General features: G+C 54.2%; 19 protein-coding genes and 2 pseudogenes. 20 read left to right on the forward strand and 1 reads right to left on the reverse strand.

Going from position 1 to position 22,234, the window contains the following annotated elements; translation table 11 throughout:
* The first annotated feature begins 1 nt into the window (after nucleotide 1).
* From N2601_RS25140 to N2601_RS25215, 17 genes are all read left to right on the forward strand, one after another.
* Nucleotides 2–2,917 (forward strand): glycosyltransferase family 4 protein, encoded by a 2,916-nt coding sequence (locus N2601_RS25140; protein ID WP_260304088.1) that lies wholly within the window; start codon nucleotides 2–4, stop codon nucleotides 2,915–2,917.
* Between the two features lie 77 nt (nucleotides 2,918–2,994).
* Nucleotides 2,995–4,083, forward strand: a complete 1,089-nt coding sequence (locus tag N2601_RS25145) for a glycosyltransferase family 4 protein (RefSeq protein ID WP_260305245.1) — start codon at nucleotides 2,995–2,997, stop codon at nucleotides 4,081–4,083.
* Nucleotides 4,084–4,401: 318 nt separating this feature from the next.
* The gene (locus tag N2601_RS25150) at nucleotides 4,402–5,427 is read left to right on the forward strand and encodes a class I SAM-dependent methyltransferase (protein WP_260304089.1); all 1,026 of its coding nucleotides are present in this window, start codon (nucleotides 4,402–4,404) and stop codon (nucleotides 5,425–5,427) included.
* A 130-nt stretch (nucleotides 5,428–5,557) separates the two neighbouring features.
* On the forward strand, nucleotides 5,558–6,562 hold the full coding sequence (locus N2601_RS25155) for a hypothetical protein (RefSeq protein WP_260304090.1): 1,005 nt from the start codon (nucleotides 5,558–5,560) through the stop codon (nucleotides 6,560–6,562).
* A gap of 2,024 nt (nucleotides 6,563–8,586) precedes the next feature.
* Nucleotides 8,587–9,087, forward strand: a complete 501-nt coding sequence (locus N2601_RS34255) for a DUF7024 domain-containing protein (RefSeq protein WP_445945040.1) — start codon at nucleotides 8,587–8,589, stop codon at nucleotides 9,085–9,087.
* A 312-nt stretch (nucleotides 9,088–9,399) separates the two neighbouring features.
* Nucleotides 9,400–10,347 (forward strand): glycosyltransferase family 2 protein, encoded by a 948-nt coding sequence (locus N2601_RS25165; RefSeq protein ID WP_260304092.1) that lies wholly within the window; start codon nucleotides 9,400–9,402, stop codon nucleotides 10,345–10,347.
* Nucleotides 10,344–11,213, forward strand: coding sequence for a class I SAM-dependent methyltransferase (locus tag N2601_RS25170; protein WP_260304093.1), 870 nt, complete (start codon nucleotides 10,344–10,346; stop codon nucleotides 11,211–11,213). The genes N2601_RS25165 and N2601_RS25170 overlap by 4 nt, the downstream gene beginning before the upstream one ends.
* Before the next feature lie 102 nt (nucleotides 11,214–11,315).
* Entirely contained in the window at nucleotides 11,316–11,717 is a 402-nt protein-coding gene (locus tag N2601_RS34260) for a GtrA family protein (protein WP_445945014.1), read from the forward strand.
* 2 nt (nucleotides 11,718–11,719) lie between these two features.
* Entirely contained in the window at nucleotides 11,720–12,682 is a 963-nt protein-coding gene (locus N2601_RS25175) for an NAD-dependent epimerase/dehydratase family protein (protein ID WP_260304094.1), read from the forward strand.
* A 1-nt stretch (nucleotide 12,683) separates the two neighbouring features.
* Nucleotides 12,684–13,991: a nucleotide sugar dehydrogenase gene (locus N2601_RS25180; RefSeq protein WP_260304095.1), complete on the forward strand. Its 1,308-nt coding sequence runs from the start codon at nucleotides 12,684–12,686 to the stop codon at nucleotides 13,989–13,991.
* Nucleotides 13,991–14,869 (forward strand): SDR family NAD(P)-dependent oxidoreductase, encoded by an 879-nt coding sequence (locus tag N2601_RS25185; RefSeq protein WP_260304096.1) that lies wholly within the window; start codon nucleotides 13,991–13,993, stop codon nucleotides 14,867–14,869. The genes N2601_RS25180 and N2601_RS25185 overlap by 1 nt, the downstream gene beginning before the upstream one ends.
* A 214-nt stretch (nucleotides 14,870–15,083) precedes the next feature.
* Nucleotides 15,084–16,088 (forward strand): Gfo/Idh/MocA family protein, encoded by a 1,005-nt coding sequence (locus tag N2601_RS25190; RefSeq protein WP_260304097.1) that lies wholly within the window; start codon nucleotides 15,084–15,086, stop codon nucleotides 16,086–16,088.
* Nucleotides 16,072–17,055, forward strand: coding sequence for a GHMP family kinase ATP-binding protein (locus N2601_RS25195; RefSeq protein WP_260304098.1), 984 nt, complete (start codon nucleotides 16,072–16,074; stop codon nucleotides 17,053–17,055). Before N2601_RS25190 ends, N2601_RS25195 begins: the two co-directional genes overlap by 17 nt.
* The gene (locus N2601_RS25200) at nucleotides 17,055–17,759 is read left to right on the forward strand and encodes a nucleotidyltransferase family protein (RefSeq protein ID WP_260304099.1); all 705 of its coding nucleotides are present in this window, start codon (nucleotides 17,055–17,057) and stop codon (nucleotides 17,757–17,759) included. Before N2601_RS25195 ends, N2601_RS25200 begins: the two co-directional genes overlap by 1 nt.
* Nucleotides 17,756–18,355 carry an SIS domain-containing protein gene (locus N2601_RS25205; protein ID WP_260304100.1) on the forward strand — a complete coding sequence of 200 codons (600 nt, stop codon included), beginning with the start codon at nucleotides 17,756–17,758 and terminating at the stop codon, nucleotides 18,353–18,355. The genes N2601_RS25200 and N2601_RS25205 overlap by 4 nt, the downstream gene beginning before the upstream one ends.
* Nucleotides 18,356–18,886: a D-glycero-alpha-D-manno-heptose-1,7-bisphosphate 7-phosphatase gene (locus tag N2601_RS25210; RefSeq protein ID WP_260304101.1), complete on the forward strand. Its 531-nt coding sequence runs from the start codon at nucleotides 18,356–18,358 to the stop codon at nucleotides 18,884–18,886.
* Complete coding sequence (locus N2601_RS25215) at nucleotides 18,883–19,599, forward strand: transaldolase (protein ID WP_260304102.1); 717 nt, start codon at nucleotides 18,883–18,885, stop codon at nucleotides 19,597–19,599. Before N2601_RS25210 ends, N2601_RS25215 begins: the two co-directional genes overlap by 4 nt.
* Before the next feature lie 106 nt (nucleotides 19,600–19,705).
* Here N2601_RS25215 and N2601_RS25220 read toward each other — a convergent pair.
* Nucleotides 19,706–20,176: pseudogene (locus N2601_RS25220) on the reverse strand (substrate-binding domain-containing protein); the annotation flags it as partial.
* 90 nt (nucleotides 20,177–20,266) lie between these two features.
* On the opposite strand from N2601_RS25220, the gene tnpA reads away from it, so the two are divergent.
* The 3 genes and pseudogenes from tnpA to tnpC form a co-directional block, all read left to right on the forward strand.
* Nucleotides 20,267–20,710 carry an IS66-like element accessory protein TnpA gene (tnpA, locus tag N2601_RS25225; protein ID WP_260304103.1) on the forward strand — a complete coding sequence of 148 codons (444 nt, stop codon included), beginning with the start codon at nucleotides 20,267–20,269 and terminating at the stop codon, nucleotides 20,708–20,710.
* A complete protein-coding gene (gene tnpB / locus N2601_RS25230; RefSeq protein ID WP_260304104.1) occupies nucleotides 20,707–21,060 on the forward strand; it encodes an IS66 family insertion sequence element accessory protein TnpB in 354 nt (117 codons plus the stop codon). Before tnpA ends, tnpB begins: the two co-directional genes overlap by 4 nt.
* Nucleotides 21,061–21,124: 64 nt before the next feature.
* A pseudogene (tnpC, locus tag N2601_RS25235) lies at nucleotides 21,125–22,228 on the forward strand (IS66 family transposase); the annotation flags it as partial.
* Nucleotides 22,229–22,234: the final 6 nt, after the last annotated feature.

The raw sequence follows: 22,234 nt of genomic DNA on the forward strand, positions 1-22,234 counted from the left end.
TATGCGGCTATGGATAGATGGTCAGTGCTTCCAGACGGCAAGCAGATTGCGAGGGATCGGGCGGTATGTACAGGAGCTAGTACTCGGAATTGCAGACAACCATCCAGAGGTAGAGCTTCTTGTTTCCCTTAATGCCGCGATGCCGCTGGAAGCGCTGGCAGCTCGCGATCATTTGCAGAAATGGATCAAGTCCAGCAACATCCACCTATGGCACGGTGTTGCAGAAGCGGGTGAAGCAATCAACGGCTATACAGAAAAGCGGCGATTGAGCGAGGTTGCGCTTGCTTATCATGTCGCCTGTTTGAAGCCCGATATAGCTCTCTCGACAAGCCCGTTTGAAGGCGTCGGGGAAAAGGCTGTCCCTCTTGTTCCGAATGACATCTCGGGAATGCCGATTGCGTCCATCTTCTACGATGCGATCCCCTATCGCTACCCGCAGCAATATCTCACCTCTTCCGCGATGCGAGCATATTACGATCGGCGCCTTGCGCTTTATTCGCGATATGACCTGAATCTCTGCATCTCGGAATATTCTCGCAGTGAATGCGTTGAGATCTCAAACAATCACCACTCCGTTAACATACTCGCCGGCGTCTCAAAGGATTTCATCGACGCGATCGAACATCCCGATGCCAAGATGCCAAAATCGATCGAGAAGCCGTTCATTCTTTATGTAGGTGCCCTGGACTGGCGGAAGAATGTCAAGTCCGCCATCCAGGCCTTCGCGCGACTTCCAGCAAATATGCGCGATCGCTACAGCTTTGTGTTGGCCGGCGACCATCCCCGAGCACTCCTGAAGGACGAGGAGGATAGATGGAAGAAGCTCGGTCTTCCAGAACAGGATCTTGTGGTTCTCGGCCATGTCACCGATAGCCAACTTGTTTCGCTCTACAAAGCGACTGATCTGGCAATTCAGCCGTCCTTGCTTGAAGGTTTCGGCCTTACTGCTCTGGAAGCCATGACCTGTGGCGCGCCCATTATCGCCTCGAACACGGGCGCCTTGCCTGAAGTCATCGGCGACGAAGAATTCCTGTTCGATCCAGCCGATGTGAATGACATCGCTCGGGTCATGGAACATGCCCTAGCCCACCCGGAAGCGACAAAGGCGGTCGCCGAAAGGCAGCGTTGCCGTGCCCAGGAATTCAGTTGGGCAAAATCTGCGGCCATTGCGGTCGAGGCTTTGAAGAAAGCGGCGGCAGCTACCGCGGGGCCTGCCAGCACCGAAGCCTCCGTCTCCGTGACCCAAAAGATTGTGCTTCGAAACCTCGAAGACAAGGCCCTTCCTGCCGACGCAATCGTCGAAACGCTGTCTCGCTCCGAAAAAATGCCCACCACCGGCGCGCGTCTCATCGTTGATGCGACAGCCACATATCGCGTTGATCATAAGACTGGCATCCAACGGGTCGTCAAGAATATCTGCGCCAATCTTGGAACTGACGACAAAAGCAAGAGCGGCGGGATCGAAAAGATAATTGCGTATAGCGATTCATCCGATGGCTGGTTCAGCATTCCCAGCACTCTGGAGAAGTCGGCCAACCCGCTTGCCTTCACGGAAGATAATCGGCTGGACTTCTCATCCGATGATTTGATTTTGATGCTCGACAGTTCCTGGGAGTTTTACAGACACCACTATATGACGTTACGCTCCGCCCGCTTGCGAGGAGCCCGCGTGGTCTCATGCCTGTATGACACTATCCCACTGCAGTTTCCGGGCTTTTGCAGCCCAATCATGCCGCCGATTTTTTCCGCCTGGTTCCAGACGGCCTTATCTTATTCGACGGCCTTTGTGTGCATCTCAAAGGCCGTCGCCGACGAGCTCATTGCCCTTCTGGAAGCGATCCAGTTTCCGAGAGAAATGAAGATAGGCTATTGGCATCTCGGGGCCGATTTCGCTGAAAAAGACGTTGCCACTGAGATTGATCCTGTTCGGGAAAACAAACGTCCAAACTTCCTTATGGTTGGAACGCTCGAGCCTCGCAAAGGCCATACGGTCGCACTTGCTGCGTTTGAACGGCTATGGGCCGAGGGTCTGGATGTTGGCCTTACAATCGTTGGGAAGCCAGGTTGGGGTGTCGAGCATCTTGTTCGAAGAATTGAAGGGCATTCCGAATACGGACGCCGACTTTTCTGGCACAACGGTATTTCCGATAGTCAATTGCAGGGCGAATACGCCCGCTGCGACGCACTCTTGGCCACCTCCTATGCCGAAGGTTTTGGCCTTCCGATAGTCGAAGCGGGACATTTCGGGAAATCGGTCATAGCGAGTGATATACCTGTATTCCGCGAAGTCACCGCACGCGGACAGAATTGCCAATTCTTTACCGCCGGTTCACCTGAGGCTCTTGCGGATGCCGTCCGATCATTCCTTGCCGCTGGAGACAGTCTTCAAACGAATACCGAAGTCAGCAACTGGACCACTTGGAAGGAGAGCTCCCAGGAATTGGAAAGGATCGTGTTGGCTGAAGATTGGTATAAAATCTACAAGCCGTCCTCAGACAAAGCATACGTTCCGATTAGCGATATCGGAATGACAACGATGATCGCGCCGCTCTCTCCTAGCGATACTCAAATTAAGATCGAACTCGTTGATGGCCCAACTGATGGCGGATCCGCGGGAACGATCAAATACACGGTTCGCGTTACCAATCTTTCCGAAAAGCTATGGTCCAGCGTCGGCACAAATGACGAATCTTTTGCGATAACCTTAGGTTGTAAAGTTTTAAGCGACGACGGAAGCACGGTTTTTGACAATAGTGCAAGCGCTCGCATCCCCTTCGTTTTGCCGCCGAAGCAGAGCTTGTATATTTCGGTCGACATCCCCTCCGATCTGAGGAAAAAAGGTGGCGCTTACGCCGAGCTAGGCCTGTTTCAGAAGACTGTCGGATGGTTGCGTGATCCCTTGCGAGTCCCACTATGATTGGACGAGAGTCAGTCAGCCAGCACAATGCCCAACAGCTAAGGATTGGCGTAGACGCACGAAATCTTGTGACGGAGATGACGGGAATTGGACGCTATGTCCTCGAAATGAGCCGTCATCTCCTTAGTCTTGGTCACCAGCTTTATCTCTATTTGCCGGACACTCCCAACCGGGATTTAGAGAAGGAACTGCACGGCGCAAAGATCCGCGTGTCTCGCTTTCCTGGCGGAATAAAACGCATGATCTGGGCGCAAACGCAGTTGCCGCTCCTTGCCGCGAGGGATCAACTCGACGTCCTTTGGGGGCCGGCTCACCGACTGCCTTTTTTTCTCGATAAACGTATCGCACGCGTGGTGACGATACACGACCTTGTTTGGCGGGATATGTCTGCCACCATGCGATGGCAGACATGGCTCGGCGACCGGTGGTTAATGAAGCCGGCCATCTCAGTTGCTGATCAGGTCGTCGCCGATTCAGAGGCAACGGCGAACGCGCTAAAGCAGCAATTTCGCGGCTGCAACAACAAAATAACGGTCATTTATCCCGGCCTCACCGAAATTTCCGAATTAAATTCTACGAAAGATCTCTCACAATTTTGTATTGACCGCCCCTATATTCTTTTTGTAGGCACGCTCGAGCCCCGAAAAAACCTCCATAGACTGCTGCAAGCTTATGCTTCACTGCCTGAATCTACAAAAGATCGATTTCTTCTTGTGCTTGCTGGCGGCCAGGGTTGGCGGTTAGGTGATCTAAAACAGCTCATTACAGAATTAGGCATTGAGACGTTTGTTCGGCTCACGGGTTACGTGTCAGACGCCGATTTGGCGCAACTCTACCGCCACGCAAGATTTCTCGCGATGCCTTCCCTATATGAAGGCTTTGGGTTTCCCATAATAGAAGCCAACTCGTGGGGAGTTCCCGCGTTGACTTCAAACACGTCGTCAATGCCAGAAGTCGCCGGTGACGCGGGAATCTTGGTAGACCCTGACAACGTTCAATCGATACGGGACGGCTTACAGAGACTCGCGACCGATGATCCCTTGCGCGCTAGGCTGGTTGAAAATTCCCGAGCGAATGCAACTCGTTTCAATTGGCAAAACAGCGTGCTACAGCTCGAAGCAATATTCAAAAAGGCTATAGTCGAGAGAGAAGCCCGATTTATATAATATTAGATTAAATTTGATTAGCCGATGCTTATATTCAAAAAGAACAAAGTATTTCTATAGAAATAAATTTGGCATACACTACATATTACAGCAAAACTCCAATTAGCCAGGAGATCATCATCAAATAATATTATAATAATACTGAAAAGTTGAGGACGAATTCGCAAACTTTTTTAAGAAATATTTTTTACAATTGCCGCAAAACCGGATCCGCACTGGATGAGAACGTAGCCAAATATTGACTACGCGACCAAACTTCATTGTCTATGCTATCACTATGTGATACTTGCTCATCGTTCTCAACGGGGGCGGTGGGAAATGTCACTCAAAACGCTTGCGCTAGTTGCGCCGCCAATACGGCGTTTGTGGCAGGACAGAATAACGTTGATTTCCGAGCGCGATGCCCTTGCAAAGGCCAACAAGGAGCTACGTCTCTCGCTTGAGGCTGCATCGAACCTAAAGCAAAATCCTTTCTTTCATTACCACTGCAGTTTCGATGCGCTGGACGTTCTGAAAAGACACGAGCAAGCTAACCTTGTTGCCGATAATGCTCACGTAACGAACTTCCTAGGCGTAAAGGTCTCACCAAGATTTTTTCCAGGCATTCTCGATGGCAAAGGAGGAACGATTGAGCCTCCCCCAATTCCTGCTAACTGGCACGCTGACATTGCAGAGTGGGCTGCTGCCTTAAGGGCAGTAGACCTAGCTGAAGAAAAGTTCAGGGCCGTTGAGCTAGGCTGTGGTTGGGGCTGTTGGTTAAACAATACAGGAGTGGCAGCCCGAAATCGGGGCCTTAGTGTCCAGTTAACTGGCATTGAGGGCGACAGCGGTCACGTTGAATTTGCCAAAGAGGCATTGGCTAGCAACGGTTTCTCATCTGACAACTATAGGATAATTCACGGAGTTGCTGCCCCTCAAAAAGGCACGGCGCTATTTCCCGTCGTCGAGAATGCTGGCGCGTCATGGGGTTCGGAGCCGATTCTAAATGCAACCGACCTTCAAATTCGGGAGGCAAGTGCTTCGAGACAATTCGAGATATTGCCCGCGCTTTCTCTCGAAGAAATCGCGCTTGGCGAACCACTTGACCTTCTTCATATCGACATACAAGGCGGCGAAGCGGACTACATAGACGCTGCCGTGCAGGATATAAATCGTTACGTCAGATATATCGTAATTGGGACGCACTCTCGTCAAATCGAAGGACGCATAATGTCCACTCTCTTGGCGAACGGTTGGAGTCTTGAAATGGAACGACCGGCTATCATTGGAATAATAGACGGAATACCGCAAATAGCCGTTGACGGAGTGCAGGGTTGGAGAGCTTCACCGGCTGGCCGGCATTGAGTGCGACCGGCATGCTGGTTGGCAACTGCTATCTTTCTCACATTTCAGATTACAATTGATAATTGTTTCGTGCCGCAGTAGGGTCGGGGCGTTATCGCTTTGCGTGCAGTGGAGAGAGGGGGCAATCTTCATGAAGCAGCTCGCGTTGCTTATTGGGCCAATACGTCGCCTCTGGCAGGAGCGACAAGATCTCATCACGGAGCGCGATCATTTGCGCGCCGAAGTGAACCGCGTTAGCGAACTTTCGAACGAGCTTGCAAAAACAGAAGCGAGCTTGAGTACAGCTAAGGCGAGCAATGAGTCCTTTTATCTGCTAGGCGGCATGTTTTCCGGCAGTGCAAACGCGGAATATATGGCGCATTCATATCCCGTCGCATCAGACTTTTTTCATCCTGGCTACAGGGACTTCCTAACTTCCTTCAATAATCATCCATTCCAGATGCACAGGAAGCTATGGGAGTTCGCGTTCATCCAACATAAGCTGACCATTGGTGGAATGATCGCTCCGGGAAAACGGGGCCTATGTTTCGGCGCCGGACAGGAACCGTTGCCGGCACTCTTTGCGGCAAGAGGCTGCACCATTCATGCCACTGACGCGCCATCGGAAATCATCGGTGAGAAATGGACAGAGAGTAAAGAGTTCTCGCGCGCGCTTTCCGACATGAATTACCGCGGGATGATCGAAGAAAAAGAGTTCTTCGAGCGCGTTACCTATTCCACCGCTGACATGAACCATATCCCCCCCGATCTCACGGGCTTTGACTTTTGCTGGTCCGCTTGCTGCCTTGAACATCTTGGCAGTATCGAGCTTGGCCTAGAATTCATTGCCAACAGCTTGAAGACCATCAAGGTTGGCGGCGTGTCCGTACAGACGACAGAGCTCAACTTATCCTCAAATGAGGAGACTGTTGAAACTGGCGATACCGTGCTGTTTCGCCGCAAGGATCTGGAACGCTTCATTGAACGGATGCGCGACGAAGGTCATGAGGTGGAGGGGCTCACGGTCGCCCCCACGGCAACGCCGATTGATGACCATGTCGACGTACCGCCATATAGCCATAACCCGCATCTCAAGCTTCTTCTGGGCCAATATGTAAGTACGTCGGTCGGTATTGTGATCCGGCGCGGCAAATAGCATGTGCTTTGGAAGAAATGCCGGAACCGCCCAAGCACGCTGGATGGGTTGCATTTCGTTTGCGACAGCGAAAAGCTTCGTTGACGACAGTCCGCTGGGTTGCCATGGCAAGATTCGTGCCCCGCGCTCTTCTAGTCACGCAAACTAGCTAGTCATGCGCGTTTCCCCATGAAAAAGATGCCCGAAGGGTCGATACGGTGGGGTATAGTTGTCACGTCACTAGGTCTGCGTTACTGCTTCGCCGAAAGTGACAAAGCTAAGGATTTTTGATGGCGTATTTTGATCGGATCGCCGAAATACTCACCCATGCCGGAATGGGAACGGCAAGAGCATCAGTCATCCTCTTGGCCGTTCTTGCTATCGGTACGCCAGTATCGATACCGATGGCCTTTTCCGCTTCGTTCGGCCGCAAAAGCCTCACCGCTCCATTTGCCGTCCTATGCGGCCTATTCATTCTCAGCGTGGCGTCTTGGTACGCTTTTAGAGCTGGCATCAACGTTCGGATCGTCTATCTCGCGCTGATCATTTTAGGGACAGCGATCTCAAGCTTTTCGCTTGCGATGTCAGCAGCAAGCATCGGCGCTCGATCGACCATTCGCAAACACGGGCCAGCCAGCCTTTGGTCAGCCATCGCATTCATCATTCCTGCCTCGATCTACAACATGATGGCATTCGCGAAAATCAAAGGCGCCAGCCTGCCGTTACTCAGCACAGGCAACAACGATCTATTCGCCTACCTCAAGATGGGTGACATTCTCGCAAGGCTGCCTAGCGTCAATACAGACGTCGCCGGCGGCGATATCATCCCTTCTTTGAAGCTGGATGTCTTCGGAGCCTTCAGCCTCAAAACCTTCGCAGCCTTTGTCTTGCATCTCGATCTCGATCGATGCGCCATTCCAGTCTTTGGCTTTGCCATCGGCTTTGTCGCATTGGGCATCGTGACAATCAGTCGGCGGATATTTGCTCTGCCGTATTGGCTAGCGATCACCCTTGCCACCCTGGTCACGACAGGGCCGCTATTTGCCTATCTGACCCTCAACTATTTCCTGTCGCAGATGCTCTTTGAAGGAACGTTGCTTGCGACGATCGTCTATCTGGCCCAGATCGGCACCGAAGATGGCAGCATCAAGCGCGCCATTACAGCGCTTGCGATCGGCTCCGCCTTCGTCATGTTCACTTACCACCCGTGGTTTGTGCAATACATGGCCCTTGCGGCCATCGGCGTCGGCCTCGCGCTTTCTTTGACGAAAGGAATCCCCGTAGCGGCCTTGGCTTCTATCGGCACATTCCTGACCATTAATCTCGCCAGCGCGCTCCTCGGTGCCGATCGGTACCTATCGAGCGTCAAGGCATTTATTTCGGCGGGAGGCAATGGAGTGGCTGGCTGGCCGCTCTCGTTCGTCAACCTCAATCTTTTGGTTGGCCTGCCTGGTCATTGGCCACCCGCTGCCGGTCACGGAATATCGGCTGCGCATATCATCCCGGCTGCCCTGATATTCGCCGCTTCGGCATTCACCGTGAAGCGCCAAGGGACCAAACCCATGCGTCTTATGCTGCTTCTCCTCTTTGCTGCCATACTGCTTTATCTCGCTGCCTGGGAAATCTATGGTGAATCCTATCGCCAATGGAAATTCGCCACGACATTGTCGTTGCCGCTCGGGTTCATCGCATTGGCTTGTATTTTGTCTCCACTCGCAAAGATGCATACGCCGTTGTCTAAATTGACCAAAATCGCCGTAGGGTTCGCCCTACTTCTCATCATTGCTTGGAACGTGAATTACTTCTATCGAGAGAGCGCTCCAGCAATCCAGCTCGATGCAGATCTATCGAAGATCGCTGCAGCCGATACAGATGACAGCGTGAAGGCGGTGTATATCGATATCTCTGGTTTCAGCCAGAGAATGGCCGCCGCGATCTTCGTCAATCAAAAGCCGCTCTTCTTTGGCGGCGAAACCTATTATGGTCCCGCAACCAAACCTGAAAATCTTCCGGCCGGCACCATCGCCGTGCTTCGCGAAACCTGCATGTCTCGGGAAGAGGCCCCAGACTACGAGATTGCGAAGGTTGCCGCCTCAGAAATCACCTCAAGCAAAGATCGCGTCCCGTTGAATGTTTCTTTTGGCCTCGATAACCGATGCCTAAAGATCACTGGTTTTTCTGGTCAAGAGGCTTGGGGCCGCTGGACGAACGGAAATACTGCATCTCTCAGAGCCACATGTGAATGCGATTTAACCAAACGAGCAACTAATATTGTTCTTAAAGCCGGCACATACCTCGTGCCTGGTAAAGTTGAACACCAACGAATTATTTTCCGGGTGAACGGATCTGCGCCACAGACAATAGTTATGAACTCAATGGACAAAAAAGACGTTGTTGTTGCTGCTCCAGGTAATCCGGCCAATCCATCCTTGTTGGACATTGAAATGGAATTGCCCGATGCTACATCGCCAGCTCAGGCGGGGTCGAGTGACGACCGTCTGCTCGGCTTAGCGATATCCAGCTTTTCGATTGTGCCAAAAGGTTAGCACTCGACGCAGCGGCTTATCGTTTACAATGTTCGTTGAGCGGTTGATTCATTGCCGACAGATTACAGAAGACCCATGTGATACTACAGCGCCGGCCGCCTGTTGCTGCCGACGCTTTTTTAATTATCGATCCTGCACGACTTCGACGACTCACCTCCACAGGCTTTCGCCAATAACGCTTTCTGCTGATTCTGACTTGGATAATATCGGCATTCGCGGTCAAACGGACTTTACCTAACCGTCGTCTCTGTATATCAGCGTCGGTGATTTCCGTCCGTGTCCAATTGTAAATGTACGTAACCCGAGATTGCTATGGCTCCGCAAATTTCCCTGATCGTGCCGGTTTATAAGGAAGAGGCGAACATTCGCCCTTTTCTTGCTCGAGCCGAAGCGGTGTTCGAGAAAATGGGGAAATCGTACGAGATTATTTTTTCCTTGGACCCGTCACCGGACCGGACCGAAGAGGTTATTCTCGAAGAAATCAATCGCAATTCCAATATTAAGCTATTGTTGTTCTCGCGCCGGTTCGGACAACCGGCAGCCACCATGGCAGGCATATTGGCTTGCACCGGTGAAACATGCGTTGTGATAGATGTCGATCTTCAGGATCAACCGGAACTGATTGAACAGCTTTATGGCAAACTCTCCGAGGGTTTCGAGGTCGTGTATGCCACACGCCGCAGCCGGCGTGGCGAGACTTGGTTCAAGCGCCTGATTTCGCATTTCGGCTATACCGTCATCAACAAGCTTAGCGATGTCAAAATCCCTCGCAATACTGGCGATTTCAGGATTATGACGCGCCGCGTTATCGAACAGCTACGCGAACTTAATGAAACGCACGGTTTCCTGAGAGGCTTGGTAGCGTACGTAGGATTCAAGCAGGGATTCATCGAGTATGACCGCGACGAACGGTTTGCTGGAAAAGGAAACTATAACCGGCTGACTGGATCGTTTAAGATCGGTTTGAACGGGCTGGTCAGCTTCTCTTCACGGCCGCTATTCATGATGTCGATTGCCGGCTTTATCCTTGCCGCGTTCAGCTTCCTCCTCGGCGCGTGGTATGCCTTGCAGAAGATCATCGGGATGAATTTGTCGGCCGGACTGTCGACGACGGTTCTGATTGTCACCTTCTTCTCAGGCGTCCAGTTACTGGGGCTCGGGCTTATCGGCGAATACGTCGGCAGAATTTATGACGAGGTCAAGCGTCGGCCGATGTATATCGTCGATCGACAAGTTAATTTTACGGAGCAGAAGTCGTGATCCCATTTAAGCTTCCCTCCCCTCAAGGGTATACCGAAGAGCCCGTTTGGAACGGCCGCGAATTCGTTATAGGCGATAAGACGCTCCCAATATTGGAATACAGCGAAAATTTTGAAGGCTGGTCCGATGACCTTACCCAGTTGCATGAAGAAGCAGCTGGCGAACATCACCCCATCGATGTGGCGTCCCGAACCCGCGCGATCAAAGAGATCGAGAAGTACAAGGGACCTGGCAACAAGGTCGTGATGGATATTGGTTGTTCATCTGGATTTCTGCTTCGCGACATGTCCAGCGCGCTTTCGGATTGTTCGCTAATCGGCGCGGACGTGGTCAAAGCGCCCCTTATTAAACTGGCGAAGGATCTTCCCAACATCCCGTTGGTTCGCTTCGATCTATTGCAATGCCCACTCCCGCCGGCCTCCGTTGATGTCATTGTCATGCTCAATGTATTCGAGCACATAGGAGACGATGTGCTGGCCATGAAGCGAGCATACGATCTTCTGAAGCCGGGTGGTCTGTTGGTCGTTGAAGTGCCGGCAGGACCCAGGCTATTTGGCCCCTACGATGTCGAGCTTCATCATTTTCGCAGATATACGCGCAGCGAGCTGCGTCAAAAGCTGAGCAAAGTCGGTTTTCGCATAGCAAGCGAGTCCCACCTCGGCTTTCTGTTGTTCCCTGCGTTTGCTTTGGTAAAGCTGAAGGACAAGTATTTTGGTGCCAAAAGTGCGAAGAACACGGTGACGCGCCAGGCCGCCTCGACTAGAAACAGCGGACTGATGGGACTGCTTATGAAGATTGAGGTCAATCTCCTATCAGGGATGTCCCTGCCTTTTGGCATCCGCGTGACAATGACAGCCATAAAATAAGACGCGCGCTGAGGCGCGTTCTCGATGGCAGCCGAGATGGACGGTGGAAAGCCTCACTTACGGGTGTAGCTTCCAGGCTCACAGCACGAGACGAAGTAAACGATGAATCTCCTTCAGGATCCAAGATTTCAGATCATAAAGTATTTTCTGGTCGGAGGCTTGACTGCAGCGCTGTATTTCTCAGTTCTTTTCGTAACAGTGAGCGTCCTACACCTGCATCACGTAGTATCCGTAAGCATTTCGTATTTTTGCGCAATTGCTTTTCATTTTTCGGCGAACAAAATATTCACATTCAGGAGCAGGAGCTCAAAGGTACTTCTTGAGGCTCTGCGCTATATCTGTCTGGTGGTTTTGAACTACTTAATCACCTTGATCATCGTCTATATCGTGGTGGACATCTCAGGTCAGTCCACATACCTCGGCGTCGGCGTCGCGGTTGCCGTCACGGTTGGACTGGGGTATGGGGTCACAAAACTCTGGGTTTTCCAGCATAGCAGGGGGTAATTTTGGCTAGCACATTTGTGGTGACAGGTTGCGCGGGCTTCATCGGAAGCAATCTGGTCGATCGCCTGCTTGGCGATGGGCACACAGTCATCGGGGTCGACAATTTTTTGACCGGCCAGCGCCGTTTCCTCGAAGGCGCGCTAGCAAATGCGAATTTCCGGCTGATCGAGATGGATATTCTCGATCTTGACCTTCTCAAGGCGGCCTTTCAGGGCGCAGACGCCGTCTTCCATCTGGCTGCCAATGCTGATGTGCGTTTTGGCACGGAACATCCGCGCAAAGATCTCGAGCAAAATACGATCGCGACCTACAACGTGCTTGAAGCAATGCGCGCGAACGGCATTTGCAAGATCGCATTCTCGTCGACCGGTTCGGTCTATGGCGAAGCGCCGGTCATTCCCACGCCGGAGGACGGGCCCTTCCCTATACAAACTTCCCTTTACGGCGCCTCGAAGGCGGCCGGCGAAGGATTGATCTCGGCATATTGCGAGGGCTTCGGATTCCAGGCCTGCATCTTCCGCTTCGTCTCCATTCTCGGCGAGCGCTATACGCACGGGCATGTCTTCGACTTCTATGAGAAACTGAAAAAGGATCCGACGCGTCTTCCGGTGCTTGGCAATGGCAAGCAGCGCAAATCCTACCTCTACATTCAGGATTGTATCGATGCGATCCTACTTGCGATGGAAAAGGCCGAAGCGAAGGTCAACATCTTCAATCTGGGTGTCGATGGCTATTGCGAGGTCAACGACTCGATCGGCTGGATTTGTGAGACGTTGGGACTGTCCCCGAAACTGGAATACAGCGGCGGAGATCGCGGCTGGATCGGCGACAACCCGTTCATTTTTCTTGATACCGCACGCATTCAATCACTGGGCTGGAAGCCGAAGTATTCAATTCGGGACGGTGTTCTGAAGACGGTAGAATACCTTCGGGCAAACGAATGGGTCTTTAACGCAAGGACATAAGATGAAGGTTTGCGTACAGGGGCTATGGCACCTTGGCTCCGTCACCGCCGCGTGCCTGGCCAGCGTTGGGCATGATGTGGTCGGCCTCGACGACAATTCGGAGGCCATTGCCGGCCTGACAAAAGGAGCGGCGCCGCTTCTGGAAGCGGGACTTGACGATCTCTTGGCAGCAGGTTTGGGCAGTGGAAAGCTTGGTTTCACAACCGATCCGACCGCGGCGTTGACTGGCGTCGATATTCTTTGGATCGCCTACGACACGCCCGTGGACGATGATGATCGCGCAGACGTGCGTTATGTATCATCTAGGATCGAGGCCAGCTTACCTTATCTCATCCCCGGCGCTGTTGTGCTCATCTCGTCGCAAATGCCCGTTGGCTCCGTCGCGGCGTTGGAGGCATATAGCCGGTCGATCGGGCGCGATGATCTGCACTTTGCGTGCAGCCCAGAGAATTTGCGTCTCGGCGGCGCATTAAAGGTCTTCCTTAGCCCGGACAGAATTGTCGTAGGCGTGCGAGATGCGATTGCGAAGGAGCGCCTGACCGCGCTTTTGTCGCCAGTGACTGACAAGATCGAGTGGATGTCGGTTGAATCGGCCGAGATGACAAAACATGCCATCAATGCTTTTCTCGCCACGTCCGTGACGTTCGCAAATGAAATTGCTGCCATCTGCGAGCTGGTCGGGGCCGACGCGAAGGAAGTTGAGCGCGGTTTGAAGACCGAGGCACGCATCGGTCCCAGGGCATACCTGTCGCCCGGTGGACCATTTGCCGGCGGGACGCTCGCGCGCGACATCGAATTCCTTCGCGAGGCAAGCGGCGGCGAAACAGGCCTCACCACACCACTTCTTTCCTCCGTGAAAGTCAGTAACGACGAGCACAAGTCGTGGACGCGCCGAAAAATCAGCCGTCTAGCGGATGCCTTGTCAGGGGTGACCGTGGCTGTTTGGGGTCTCACCTATAAGGTCGGCACGAGTACCTTGCGGCGATCGCAATCGGTCGAGCTATGCGACTGGCTTATTGCTCAGGGCGCAACAGTCCAGGTGCATGATCCGGCAGCCACTGAATTGCCAGAGCGTTGGACAGGATCCGTTCACCGCCACAATGATGCGGTTGAGGCAGCACGCGGCGCGCGCATTCTGGTAATCGGAACCGAGTGGCCGGAATATCGAAGCCGCATTGAGGCGCTACCGATGCCGGAATGCAAAGAACTTGCGGTCATTGACGCAAATCGCTTCGTGCAAGCACAGGCAAAGGCATTGGGTTTAACTTACATCGCTGTGGGTAGCCCGCACACCGAAGGAATGTCGTAGTGGAAGAAAAGCCGCTTAAAGGGCGCGTCGCACTCATCACCGGCGCCAACCAAGGTCTGGGGCTTGAGATCGCGCGCAAATACATCACGGCTGGCGCTGACCTCATGATATGTGCGAGAAACGGCGAACTGCTAGATATCGCAAAAACAGAGCTCGAGGCCCTGGCGGCTCCCGGGCAGAGGGTTTCGTCTCTACCGGTAGACGTATCAAAGCAAGCCGACGTCCAAGATGTGGTCCAAGCCACGTTGTCTGAGTTTGGAAGTTGCCAGATTCTGGTAAACAATGCCGGCGTCTACGGTCCGAAGGGCGAGATCGAAACCGTTGATTGGTCCGAATGGGTTCGGGCCATGGAGATCAATATTTTCGGCTCGGTCCTAATTTGCCGTGAGCTCCTTCCGCACTTCAAGCAACAGGGTTATGGCAAGATCATACAGCTATCAGGCGGTGGTGCGACCAATCCCCTGCCCCGGATTAGTGCTTATGCCGCATCAAAGGCGGCAATCGTGCGTTTTGCCGAAACGCTTGCCGAAGAAGTTCGCGGGCTGGGCATTGATGTCAACTGCATCGCGCCGGGCGCACTGAATACGCGGATGCTCGATGAGGTTCTGGAAGCAGGTCCCGACAAGGTGGGCAAAGGCTTTTATGAGCGCGCATTGAAGCAAAAAGAAAGCGGCGGCGCCCCGATTGGCAGAGGCGCGGAACTCGCCCTCTTTCTTGCTTCCGCCGAAAGCGACGGAATTACCGGCAAGCTAATAAGTGCCGTATGGGACAATTGGGAGCATTGGCCGGAGCATAGCGACGAGCTCGCAAAGACTGATGCCTATACCCTTCGCCGCATTACAGGTCGGGACCGCAGCTTAACTTGGGGTGACAAATGATGCGGCGGCCGGGTCTGAAAGGCCTGGTCAACGTTTCACCGGTGACCGGCGCAGTCAAGGCTGCATGGGCATTCATGCAAGGGAAGTATAAGCGTCGCAATCAGCAGTTTTTACTGGAAAAGCACTAAAAAGCTGAATCACACCTTGCCGATACCTCAACCAAGAGGCTATCGGTGGCACCTCAACACCGGCAGGCTAAGGTTATTTCGTTCTGATGACAGATGACGTACTCGGCGTGGCCATTATTGGTTGCGGATTGATCGGCCAAAAACGAGCAAAGGCGCTCGGCGCCAGGGCAAGGTTGATAGCTTGTGCAGACAAGGACTTGTCCCGAGCCCAGAACCTTGCTGCCAGTTGCGGCGCACATGCCTTTGGCGATTGGCAGGACGTCTTGAGTTTGGCGAACGTCGATATTGTTGTGATCGCCACGCTTCATGACTCCTTGGCAAGCCTGACACTTGCTGCCGCGCAAGCGGGAAAACACGTGCTCGTGGAAAAACCGGCGGCTCGTTTGGCTGCCGAGCTGGTGCCCGTGATGGCCGCCGCCGAAGCACATGGCGTAAAGGTGCACGTGGGCTTCAACCACCGCTACCATCGTGCATTTCGCAAAGCCAAAGAGATCGTTGATGAAGGCGCCCTCGGCGAGCTGATGTTCATCCGGGCACGTTACGGCCACGGAGGTCGTATCGGCTATGATCGGGAGTGGCGGTCAAATCCTGCCTTGTCCGGCGGCGGCGAACTCATCGACCAGGGACCTCATCTCATCGATCTGTCGCGTTGGTTCCTCGGCGAATTCGTGGATATATCCGGCTTCGCAAATACCTACTACTGGGACATGCCAGTCGACGATAATGGTTTCATGCTTCTCAAAACCGAAAAGAAGCAAGCAGCTTTCCTCCATGTCTCGTGCACCGAATGGAAAAACACGTTTTCCATGGAGATCTATGGAAAGGTCGGCAAGCTCGAAATTTCCGGACTCGGCGGCAGCTACGGCGTGGAGCGACTGACCCACTATCACATGCTCCCCGAAATGGGGCCACCCGAAACGACCTCATGGGAATACCCGATGGCCGACAATTCGTGGTCGGTCGAACTGGAAGAGTTTTACGACGACATCAAGCTCGATCGCCCAAGCGCAGCCGGGCTCGCTGACGCTTATGAGTCGTTGAGGATTATCGAAAAGATCTATCAGGAGTCTGGCTATGATCATCGCGCGTAGTCCATTGCGCATCACCTTGGGAGGGGGCGGAACCGATCTGCCTTCCTACTATCGGGATCACGAGGGCTTTCTGGTCTCTGCGGCGATTGACAAGTATGTGTATGTCACGGTGATGCGCCCCTTTACCGAAGGCATCTACCTAAAATATTCCCACCTGGAACACGTTGATAAGATCTTGGATGTAAAGCATCCGATTATCCGAGAATCCCTCCAGATGCTCGGGTTCAACACCCCGCAAGTCGAAATAACGACCCTTGCCGATATTCCGGCGGGCACAGGTCTGGGTTCCTCGGGGAGCTTCACCACCGCACTTCTGAAGGCTCTCTATACGCATCGTCGGCGCCATCTCCACCAAGAAGAGCTCGCCGAGCTTGCATGTCACATCGAAATCGATCGTCTGGGAGAGCCGATCGGCAAGCAGGACCAGTACATCGCTGCAATCGGCGGTGTGACCTGTTTCACCTTCCATAAGGACGACAAAGTAACAGCCCAGCCGCTTGGCGTGTCGATGGACACGATGTTTGACCTGGAGGACAATCTCCTATTGTTCTTCACCGGCTTCTCTCGTAGCGCCAGCGGTATTCTCAAGGATCAGCAGGTCAAGTCTCAGCAACATGACGAAGAGATGCTCAAGAACCTGCATTACGTGAAAGAGCTCGGCTACAGAAGCCGCGACGCTTTGGTTGACGGCGATACGATTCGTTTTGGTGAACTCATGCATGAGCATTGGGAACACAAGAAGCGCCGCTCCGGAGGGATGAGCAATCCGAAGATTGATGAATGGTATGAACTTGGGATGAGGAACGGTGCCGTCGGTGGTAAGCTCGTAGGCGCCGGCGGCGGTGGCTTCCTCATGTTCCTCGCCAAGGATCGCAACAAGCTTCGCCATACGATGGCTGCCGCTGGTCTCGAAGAGGTTAGATTTCGATTTGACTTCGAGGGCACCAAAGTGGTGTTGGCCTCGTAATGTTGAGCGTCTGCATATTGGCGGGCGGCCTGGCGACACGGTTACGTCCGATCACCGAAAAGATCCCAAAGTCGCTCGTCGAAGTCGCAGGCGAGCCGTTCATTTGTCATCAGTTGCGCTATCTGCGCGACCAGGGCGTGAGAAACGTCGTGCTCTGCGTTGGTTACCTCGGCGAGATGATTGAGGATGTAGTGGGCGACGGCGCATCATTCGGACTTAATGTAAAATATTCCCCGGATGGGCCCCGCCTGCTCGGTACAGGCGGGGCAATAAGGCAGGCGTTGCCCATGTTGGCAGACAGCTTCTTTATCCTCTACGGTGACTCCTACCTGCCGATTGACTTCTCAAAAGTGGAAGCCAGCTTCCATTCTGCGAACAAACTGGGCCTGATGACGGTCCTTGAGAATGGTGATCGATGGGACAAAAGCAACGTCCTGTTTCGCGACGGGCAGCTCATCGAATACAACAAGCACAACCCAAGTCCTGACATGAAGTATATCGACTATGGCTTGGGAATACTGCAAGCGAGCACGCTGCAGGCCTACGAACCAGGAGAGGTCTTCGACATCGCTGACCTCTATCATAGCCTATCCGTGCGCGGCCAATTGGCTGGCTATAAAGTCAACGAGCGCTTTTATGAAATCGGATCCCATAGCGGTCTACAAGAAGCAGAAACCTATTTTAGCGAGAACCTGAGACCATGAGCTACGCTGAACAACATCTGAAAGAAGCAGCAGAAATCATCCAGAAGCTGGACACCAGCGCGATTGAACGGATGGCTGATTTGCTGGCGACCGTTAAGGCAGAGGGTGGTCGCATCTTCTTCCTGGGCGTTGGCGGCAGTGCCGGAAATGCCTCTCACGCCGTCAATGATTTTCGTAAAATCGTCGGCATCGAGAGCTATGCTCCGACCGACAACGTCTCGGAGCTGACGGCTCGCACCAACGATGAAGGTTGGTCCACAATCTTTGCCGAGTGGCTTAAGATCAGCAAGCTGAATTCGAAGGATGTCCTGTTCATCCTCTCGGTCGGTGGTGGCAACCTTGAAAAGAACATCAGCCCCAATCTGGTCGAAGCCCTCAAGCTGGCCAAGAACGTTGGCGCAAAGATCACCGGCGTTGTCGGACGAGACGGCGGCTATACCGCTAAGGTCGCCGATGTGTGCGTCGTCGTGCCGACGGTCAATACCGAAACGATCACACCCCACTCGGAAGCATTCCAGGCGGTTGTCTGGCATCTGCTGGTGTCTCATCCGAAGCTCAAGGCTAATGATACCAAGTGGGAATCAGCGGTACGCTAAATGGCCAAGGCAGTCTTCCTGGACCGGGACGGTGTAATAAACCGCGCCATCGTGCGCGACGGCAAGCCCTATCCCCCGGCCAGCGTCCAGGAAACGGAAATTCTGCCGGATGTTGCTGAGGCGCTGACCAGGCTTAAGGACCATGGCTACCTACTGATCGTGGTGACCAACCAGCCGGATGTTGCACGAGGCACAACGAGTAGGGAGACAGTGGAGGCTATCAACGGCTATCTAAGCGCCTCCCTACCGATTGACGAGTTCCGGACCTGCTATCACGACAGCGGTGACAGCTGCGATTGTCGCAAACCGCGTCCTGGGTCACTTCTCGCCGCGGCAGCGCTTCACGACATCGATATGACCCATAGCTTCATGGTCGGCGATCGTTGGCGCGATGTCGAAGCGGGACAAAATGCCGGCTGCAAAACGATCTTCATCGACTACGGCTATAGTGAAAAACAACCTGAAGCAGCTAATTGCCGCGCCTCTTCGCTCGGCGAGGCTGTAGATTACATTCTGGAGGAAATGGAATGACCAAAGTGGAAGCGCTAAACGTCAAGATCTTTGCTGACGGGGCGGATAAAGCCGGCATGCTTGAAATGTATGCCAAGCCATTCATCAAGGGTTTGACGACCAACCCGACGCTGATGAAGAAGGCTGGAATCACCGATTATCGTGCATTCTGCAAGGACATCCTGACATCTATCGCCGATAAGCCCCTTTCGTTTGAAGTGTTTTCAGACGATTTCGCGGAGATGGAAGCGCAGGCTTTGGAAATTGCTAGCTGGGGCGACAATGTCTACGTCAAAATCCCCGTGACCAACACTAAGCAGGAAACTGCCTATGCATTGATCGAGAAGCTGGCAGCTAAGAAGGTAAAGCTGAACGTAACGGCGATCATGACACTCAGCCAGGTCCGCGATGTCGTTGCCGCACTCGATCCGAATGTACCAAGCTATGTATCCGTCTTTGCCGGACGCATCGCCGACACGGGCCGCGATCCGGTTCCATTGATGGCCGCGGCAGTCGAAATGCTGAAGGTAGCTCCAGCCGCTGAGCTGATCTGGGCAAGTCCTCGCGAACTTCTCAATATCTTCCAGGCTGACCAAGTCGGCTGTCACGTCATTACTGTGACCAATGATATCCTGAAGAAGCTGTCTCTGGTCGGTTATGATCTTGACGAATATTCGCTGGACACGGTGAAGATGTTCTACAACGATGCCACATCGGCCGGCTTTAAGTTGTAATCGAATTCAGTCGAGCTCTTAGCTCGATGAACGAGGGATGTCACGATCGCTACACCATGCGATGTCAACCGAAGCATGCGAATACGGCATGCTTCGGTTGGAGCTTTTACTTCTGAATGCAGGTGTCGACGGTATCTTTTGTGCATTCGTCGAGCCCGGTGAAGACCGGATCTTCGACCGTCTTCCCGGCGATCAGGTCCATCATCACGGACGGCGCCTTGTAGCCCATCTCGAACGGCCGTTGGCCGACGAGCGCTGTCACCAAGCCTTCCTTCGCAATCGCCACTTCGTCGCCGATCGTATCCGCAGCGCCGATCACGAACTCGTTCTTGCCGATTTTGTCGGCCATCGGCTTGAACAGGTCACGATACGGTTGCGGAGCGCCGAACAGCGGCCAGCCTCCCATAATGCCAAAAGCGTCGAGGCTTGGATTTGCAGCCAGGATATCGGTCATCGCTTGAACGCCCTTGGCGCCGTCGTCATTGGTGAAGACGGGGCAACCTGCGACTTCCGTCCAGCCGCCCTCACCCTTCAGCGCAGTAAGGCCTTTCTTGCCTGTCAATGTATCGCGCATCCCCGTAAGCGCCGCCTCCGCCCCATTGGATTGGCTATATTTTGAGGCTTGCTGCGTGTGCGAGAAGGTTTCCAGGACTATCTGGAGATTTGCATGGCAGATGATGGATTTGTTGGGCGCTACGAAGTTGTCCAGCCGCGCCGCGGAAACCGGCGTTGGCCAGATGATGTGAAGGCGCGGATCGTAGCGGAAAGCCTTGAGCCTGGTGCTCGTGTCGTTGATGTCGCGCGCCGTCATGACGTTGTTCCGCACCAGCTTTCCTTGTGGCGCCGGCAAGTGCGCGAGGGCACTCTGGCCCTGCCTTTTGAGTCTATGTCGGGGCTGTCGGAGAGCGGCGATGCCGAGCCTGCATTTGTGCCTTTGGCGATTGCGGCAGAGCCGAGCGCGGCTGTGAATGTTTTGGCGCCGCCGCTGCCGGAGGCGGCTTCGTCGGTCCTGACGTTGGAGATCGGCCCGGACGTTGTGATGCGGGTTCCCGACGATGTGCCGGTTGAACGTGTGGCGGCTCTGGTGCGAGCCATGCGAGGGGCGGCATGATTGTCGCGGGCCAACGACTGCCGATCCTGATTGCAACGCGTCCGGTGGACTTCCGCTGTGGGCATCAGGCGCTGGCTCTGATGGTGCAGACCGAGTTGAAGCTCGATCCGCATTCCGGGGTGACCGTGATCTTCCGGTCGAAGCGCGGCGATCGCCTCAAAATCCTGGTGTGGGATGGCACCGGAATGGTGCTGACCTACAAAATTCTGGAACAGGGTAGCTTTGCCTGGCCCAAGGTTCAGGATGGGACGATGCGTCTTTCCAGGGGTCAATACGAAGCCTTATTCGAAGGGCTTGATTGGCGACGGGTCATGGCGCAACGGGTAACAGCGCCGACTGCGGCAGGATGACTCAGCCGTCCTGTTTTTGTATTGTTTTATTGGGTTTTTCTGCTTCGATTTGCTATGAAGCTGCATGTCGCAGCCGATCGATCTTAGCCAGTTCCCGGACCTTCCTCCCGAGGTTTTGAAAGCCTTTGCGGACGTGCAGTTCGAGCTGTCGGTCGAGCGTGCGGCACGTCAGCATGAGCAAGCGGTGGTCGCCGAAAAGGACGCGTTCATCACCGAGCTGAAGGAACTGATCGAGAAGCTTGAGGGGCAGGTTCACGACTATCGGCGCACGAAGTTCGGGCCGAAATCGGAAAAGCTCGATCCGGCGCAGATGGAACTGGCGCTGGAAGACCTTGAAACGGCGATTGCCGAAACACAGGCGCGGATTGCCGCCGTCGAGAAAAAGATCGAAGCCAGCGCATCCGATCCGGACAAGGCCGTTCCTCGCAAGGAGCGTAAGGCCCGTGCACTGCCCGAACACCTGCCGCGGGTCGAGAGAGTGATCGAGCCCGAGAGCATCGTTTGTCCCTGCGGCTGCGGCAACATGGTCCGGATCGGCGAGGATCGGACGGAACGGCTCGACCGGGTTCCGGCGCGCTACGAGGTGATCGTCACGATCCGCCCGAAATACGCATGCCCCAAGGGTCGAACGGGCGTCATCCAGGCCAGAGCGCCAGCGCATCTGCTGGAAGGGAGCTGGCCGACCGAAGCCCTTCTGGCTGAGATTGCCGTCGCCAAACATTCCGAACATATGCCGCTCAACCGGCAGGCCGAGGTCATGGCGCGACACGGGGTGCCGATCGACCGCACGGTCCTGTCCGACTGGCTTGGGCGCACGGGCAGCGAAATCGCACCGGTGGTCGACCACATGGCTGAACGGCTGCTGTTTGAAAGCACGCGGCTCTATGTCGACGAGACAACAGCTCCGGTTCTTGATCCGGGGCGAGGCAAGACGAAGACAGGTTATCTCTGGGCCGTGTTGCGTGACGACCGTGGCTGGAATGGCTCCGCGCCGCAGGGCGTGGTGTTCCATTACCGGCCCGGGCGTAAGGGCGAATATGCCGCTGAAATCCTTGACGGGTTCAACGGGACAATCCAGGTCGATGCCTACGGTGGTTACTCTCACCTCGCCACGTCGGCCCGGATGGGCGGCGATCCCTTGAAGCTGGCTTTCTGCCGAGTAGGCGGGGTCGTT

Origin of the sequence: Rhizobium sp. CB3060, from assembly GCF_025200735.1 — a bacterium.
Classification (GTDB): Bacteria; Pseudomonadota; Alphaproteobacteria; order Rhizobiales; family Rhizobiaceae; genus Rhizobium.

Excerpts from the sequence above, each read along its gene's own strand:
- N2601_RS25140 (WP_260304088.1), top strand. The coding sequence starts at position 2 with ATGCGGCTATGGATAGATGGTCAGTGCTTCCAGACGGCAAGCAGATTG.
- N2601_RS25145 (WP_260305245.1), top strand. The coding sequence starts at position 2,995 with ATGACGGGAATTGGACGCTATGTCCTCGAAATGAGCCGTCATCTCCTT.
- N2601_RS25150 (WP_260304089.1), top strand. The coding sequence starts at position 4,402 with ATGTCACTCAAAACGCTTGCGCTAGTTGCGCCGCCAATACGGCGTTTG.
- N2601_RS25155 (WP_260304090.1), top strand. The coding sequence starts at position 5,558 with ATGAAGCAGCTCGCGTTGCTTATTGGGCCAATACGTCGCCTCTGGCAG.
- N2601_RS34255 (WP_445945040.1), top strand. The coding sequence starts at position 8,587 with ATGTCTCGGGAAGAGGCCCCAGACTACGAGATTGCGAAGGTTGCCGCC.
- N2601_RS25165 (WP_260304092.1), top strand. The coding sequence starts at position 9,400 with ATGGCTCCGCAAATTTCCCTGATCGTGCCGGTTTATAAGGAAGAGGCG.
- N2601_RS34260 (WP_445945014.1), top strand. The coding sequence starts at position 11,316 with ATGAATCTCCTTCAGGATCCAAGATTTCAGATCATAAAGTATTTTCTG.
- N2601_RS25180 (WP_260304095.1), top strand. The coding sequence starts at position 12,684 with ATGAAGGTTTGCGTACAGGGGCTATGGCACCTTGGCTCCGTCACCGCC.
- N2601_RS25190 (WP_260304097.1), top strand. The coding sequence starts at position 15,084 with ATGACAGATGACGTACTCGGCGTGGCCATTATTGGTTGCGGATTGATC.
- N2601_RS25195 (WP_260304098.1), top strand. The coding sequence starts at position 16,072 with ATGATCATCGCGCGTAGTCCATTGCGCATCACCTTGGGAGGGGGCGGA.
- N2601_RS25200 (WP_260304099.1), top strand. The coding sequence starts at position 17,055 with ATGTTGAGCGTCTGCATATTGGCGGGCGGCCTGGCGACACGGTTACGT.
- N2601_RS25205 (WP_260304100.1), top strand. The coding sequence starts at position 17,756 with ATGAGCTACGCTGAACAACATCTGAAAGAAGCAGCAGAAATCATCCAG.
- N2601_RS25210 (WP_260304101.1), top strand. The coding sequence starts at position 18,356 with ATGGCCAAGGCAGTCTTCCTGGACCGGGACGGTGTAATAAACCGCGCC.
- N2601_RS25215 (WP_260304102.1), top strand. The coding sequence starts at position 18,883 with ATGACCAAAGTGGAAGCGCTAAACGTCAAGATCTTTGCTGACGGGGCG.
- tnpA (WP_260304103.1), top strand. The coding sequence starts at position 20,267 with ATGGCAGATGATGGATTTGTTGGGCGCTACGAAGTTGTCCAGCCGCGC.
- tnpB (WP_260304104.1), top strand. The coding sequence starts at position 20,707 with ATGATTGTCGCGGGCCAACGACTGCCGATCCTGATTGCAACGCGTCCG.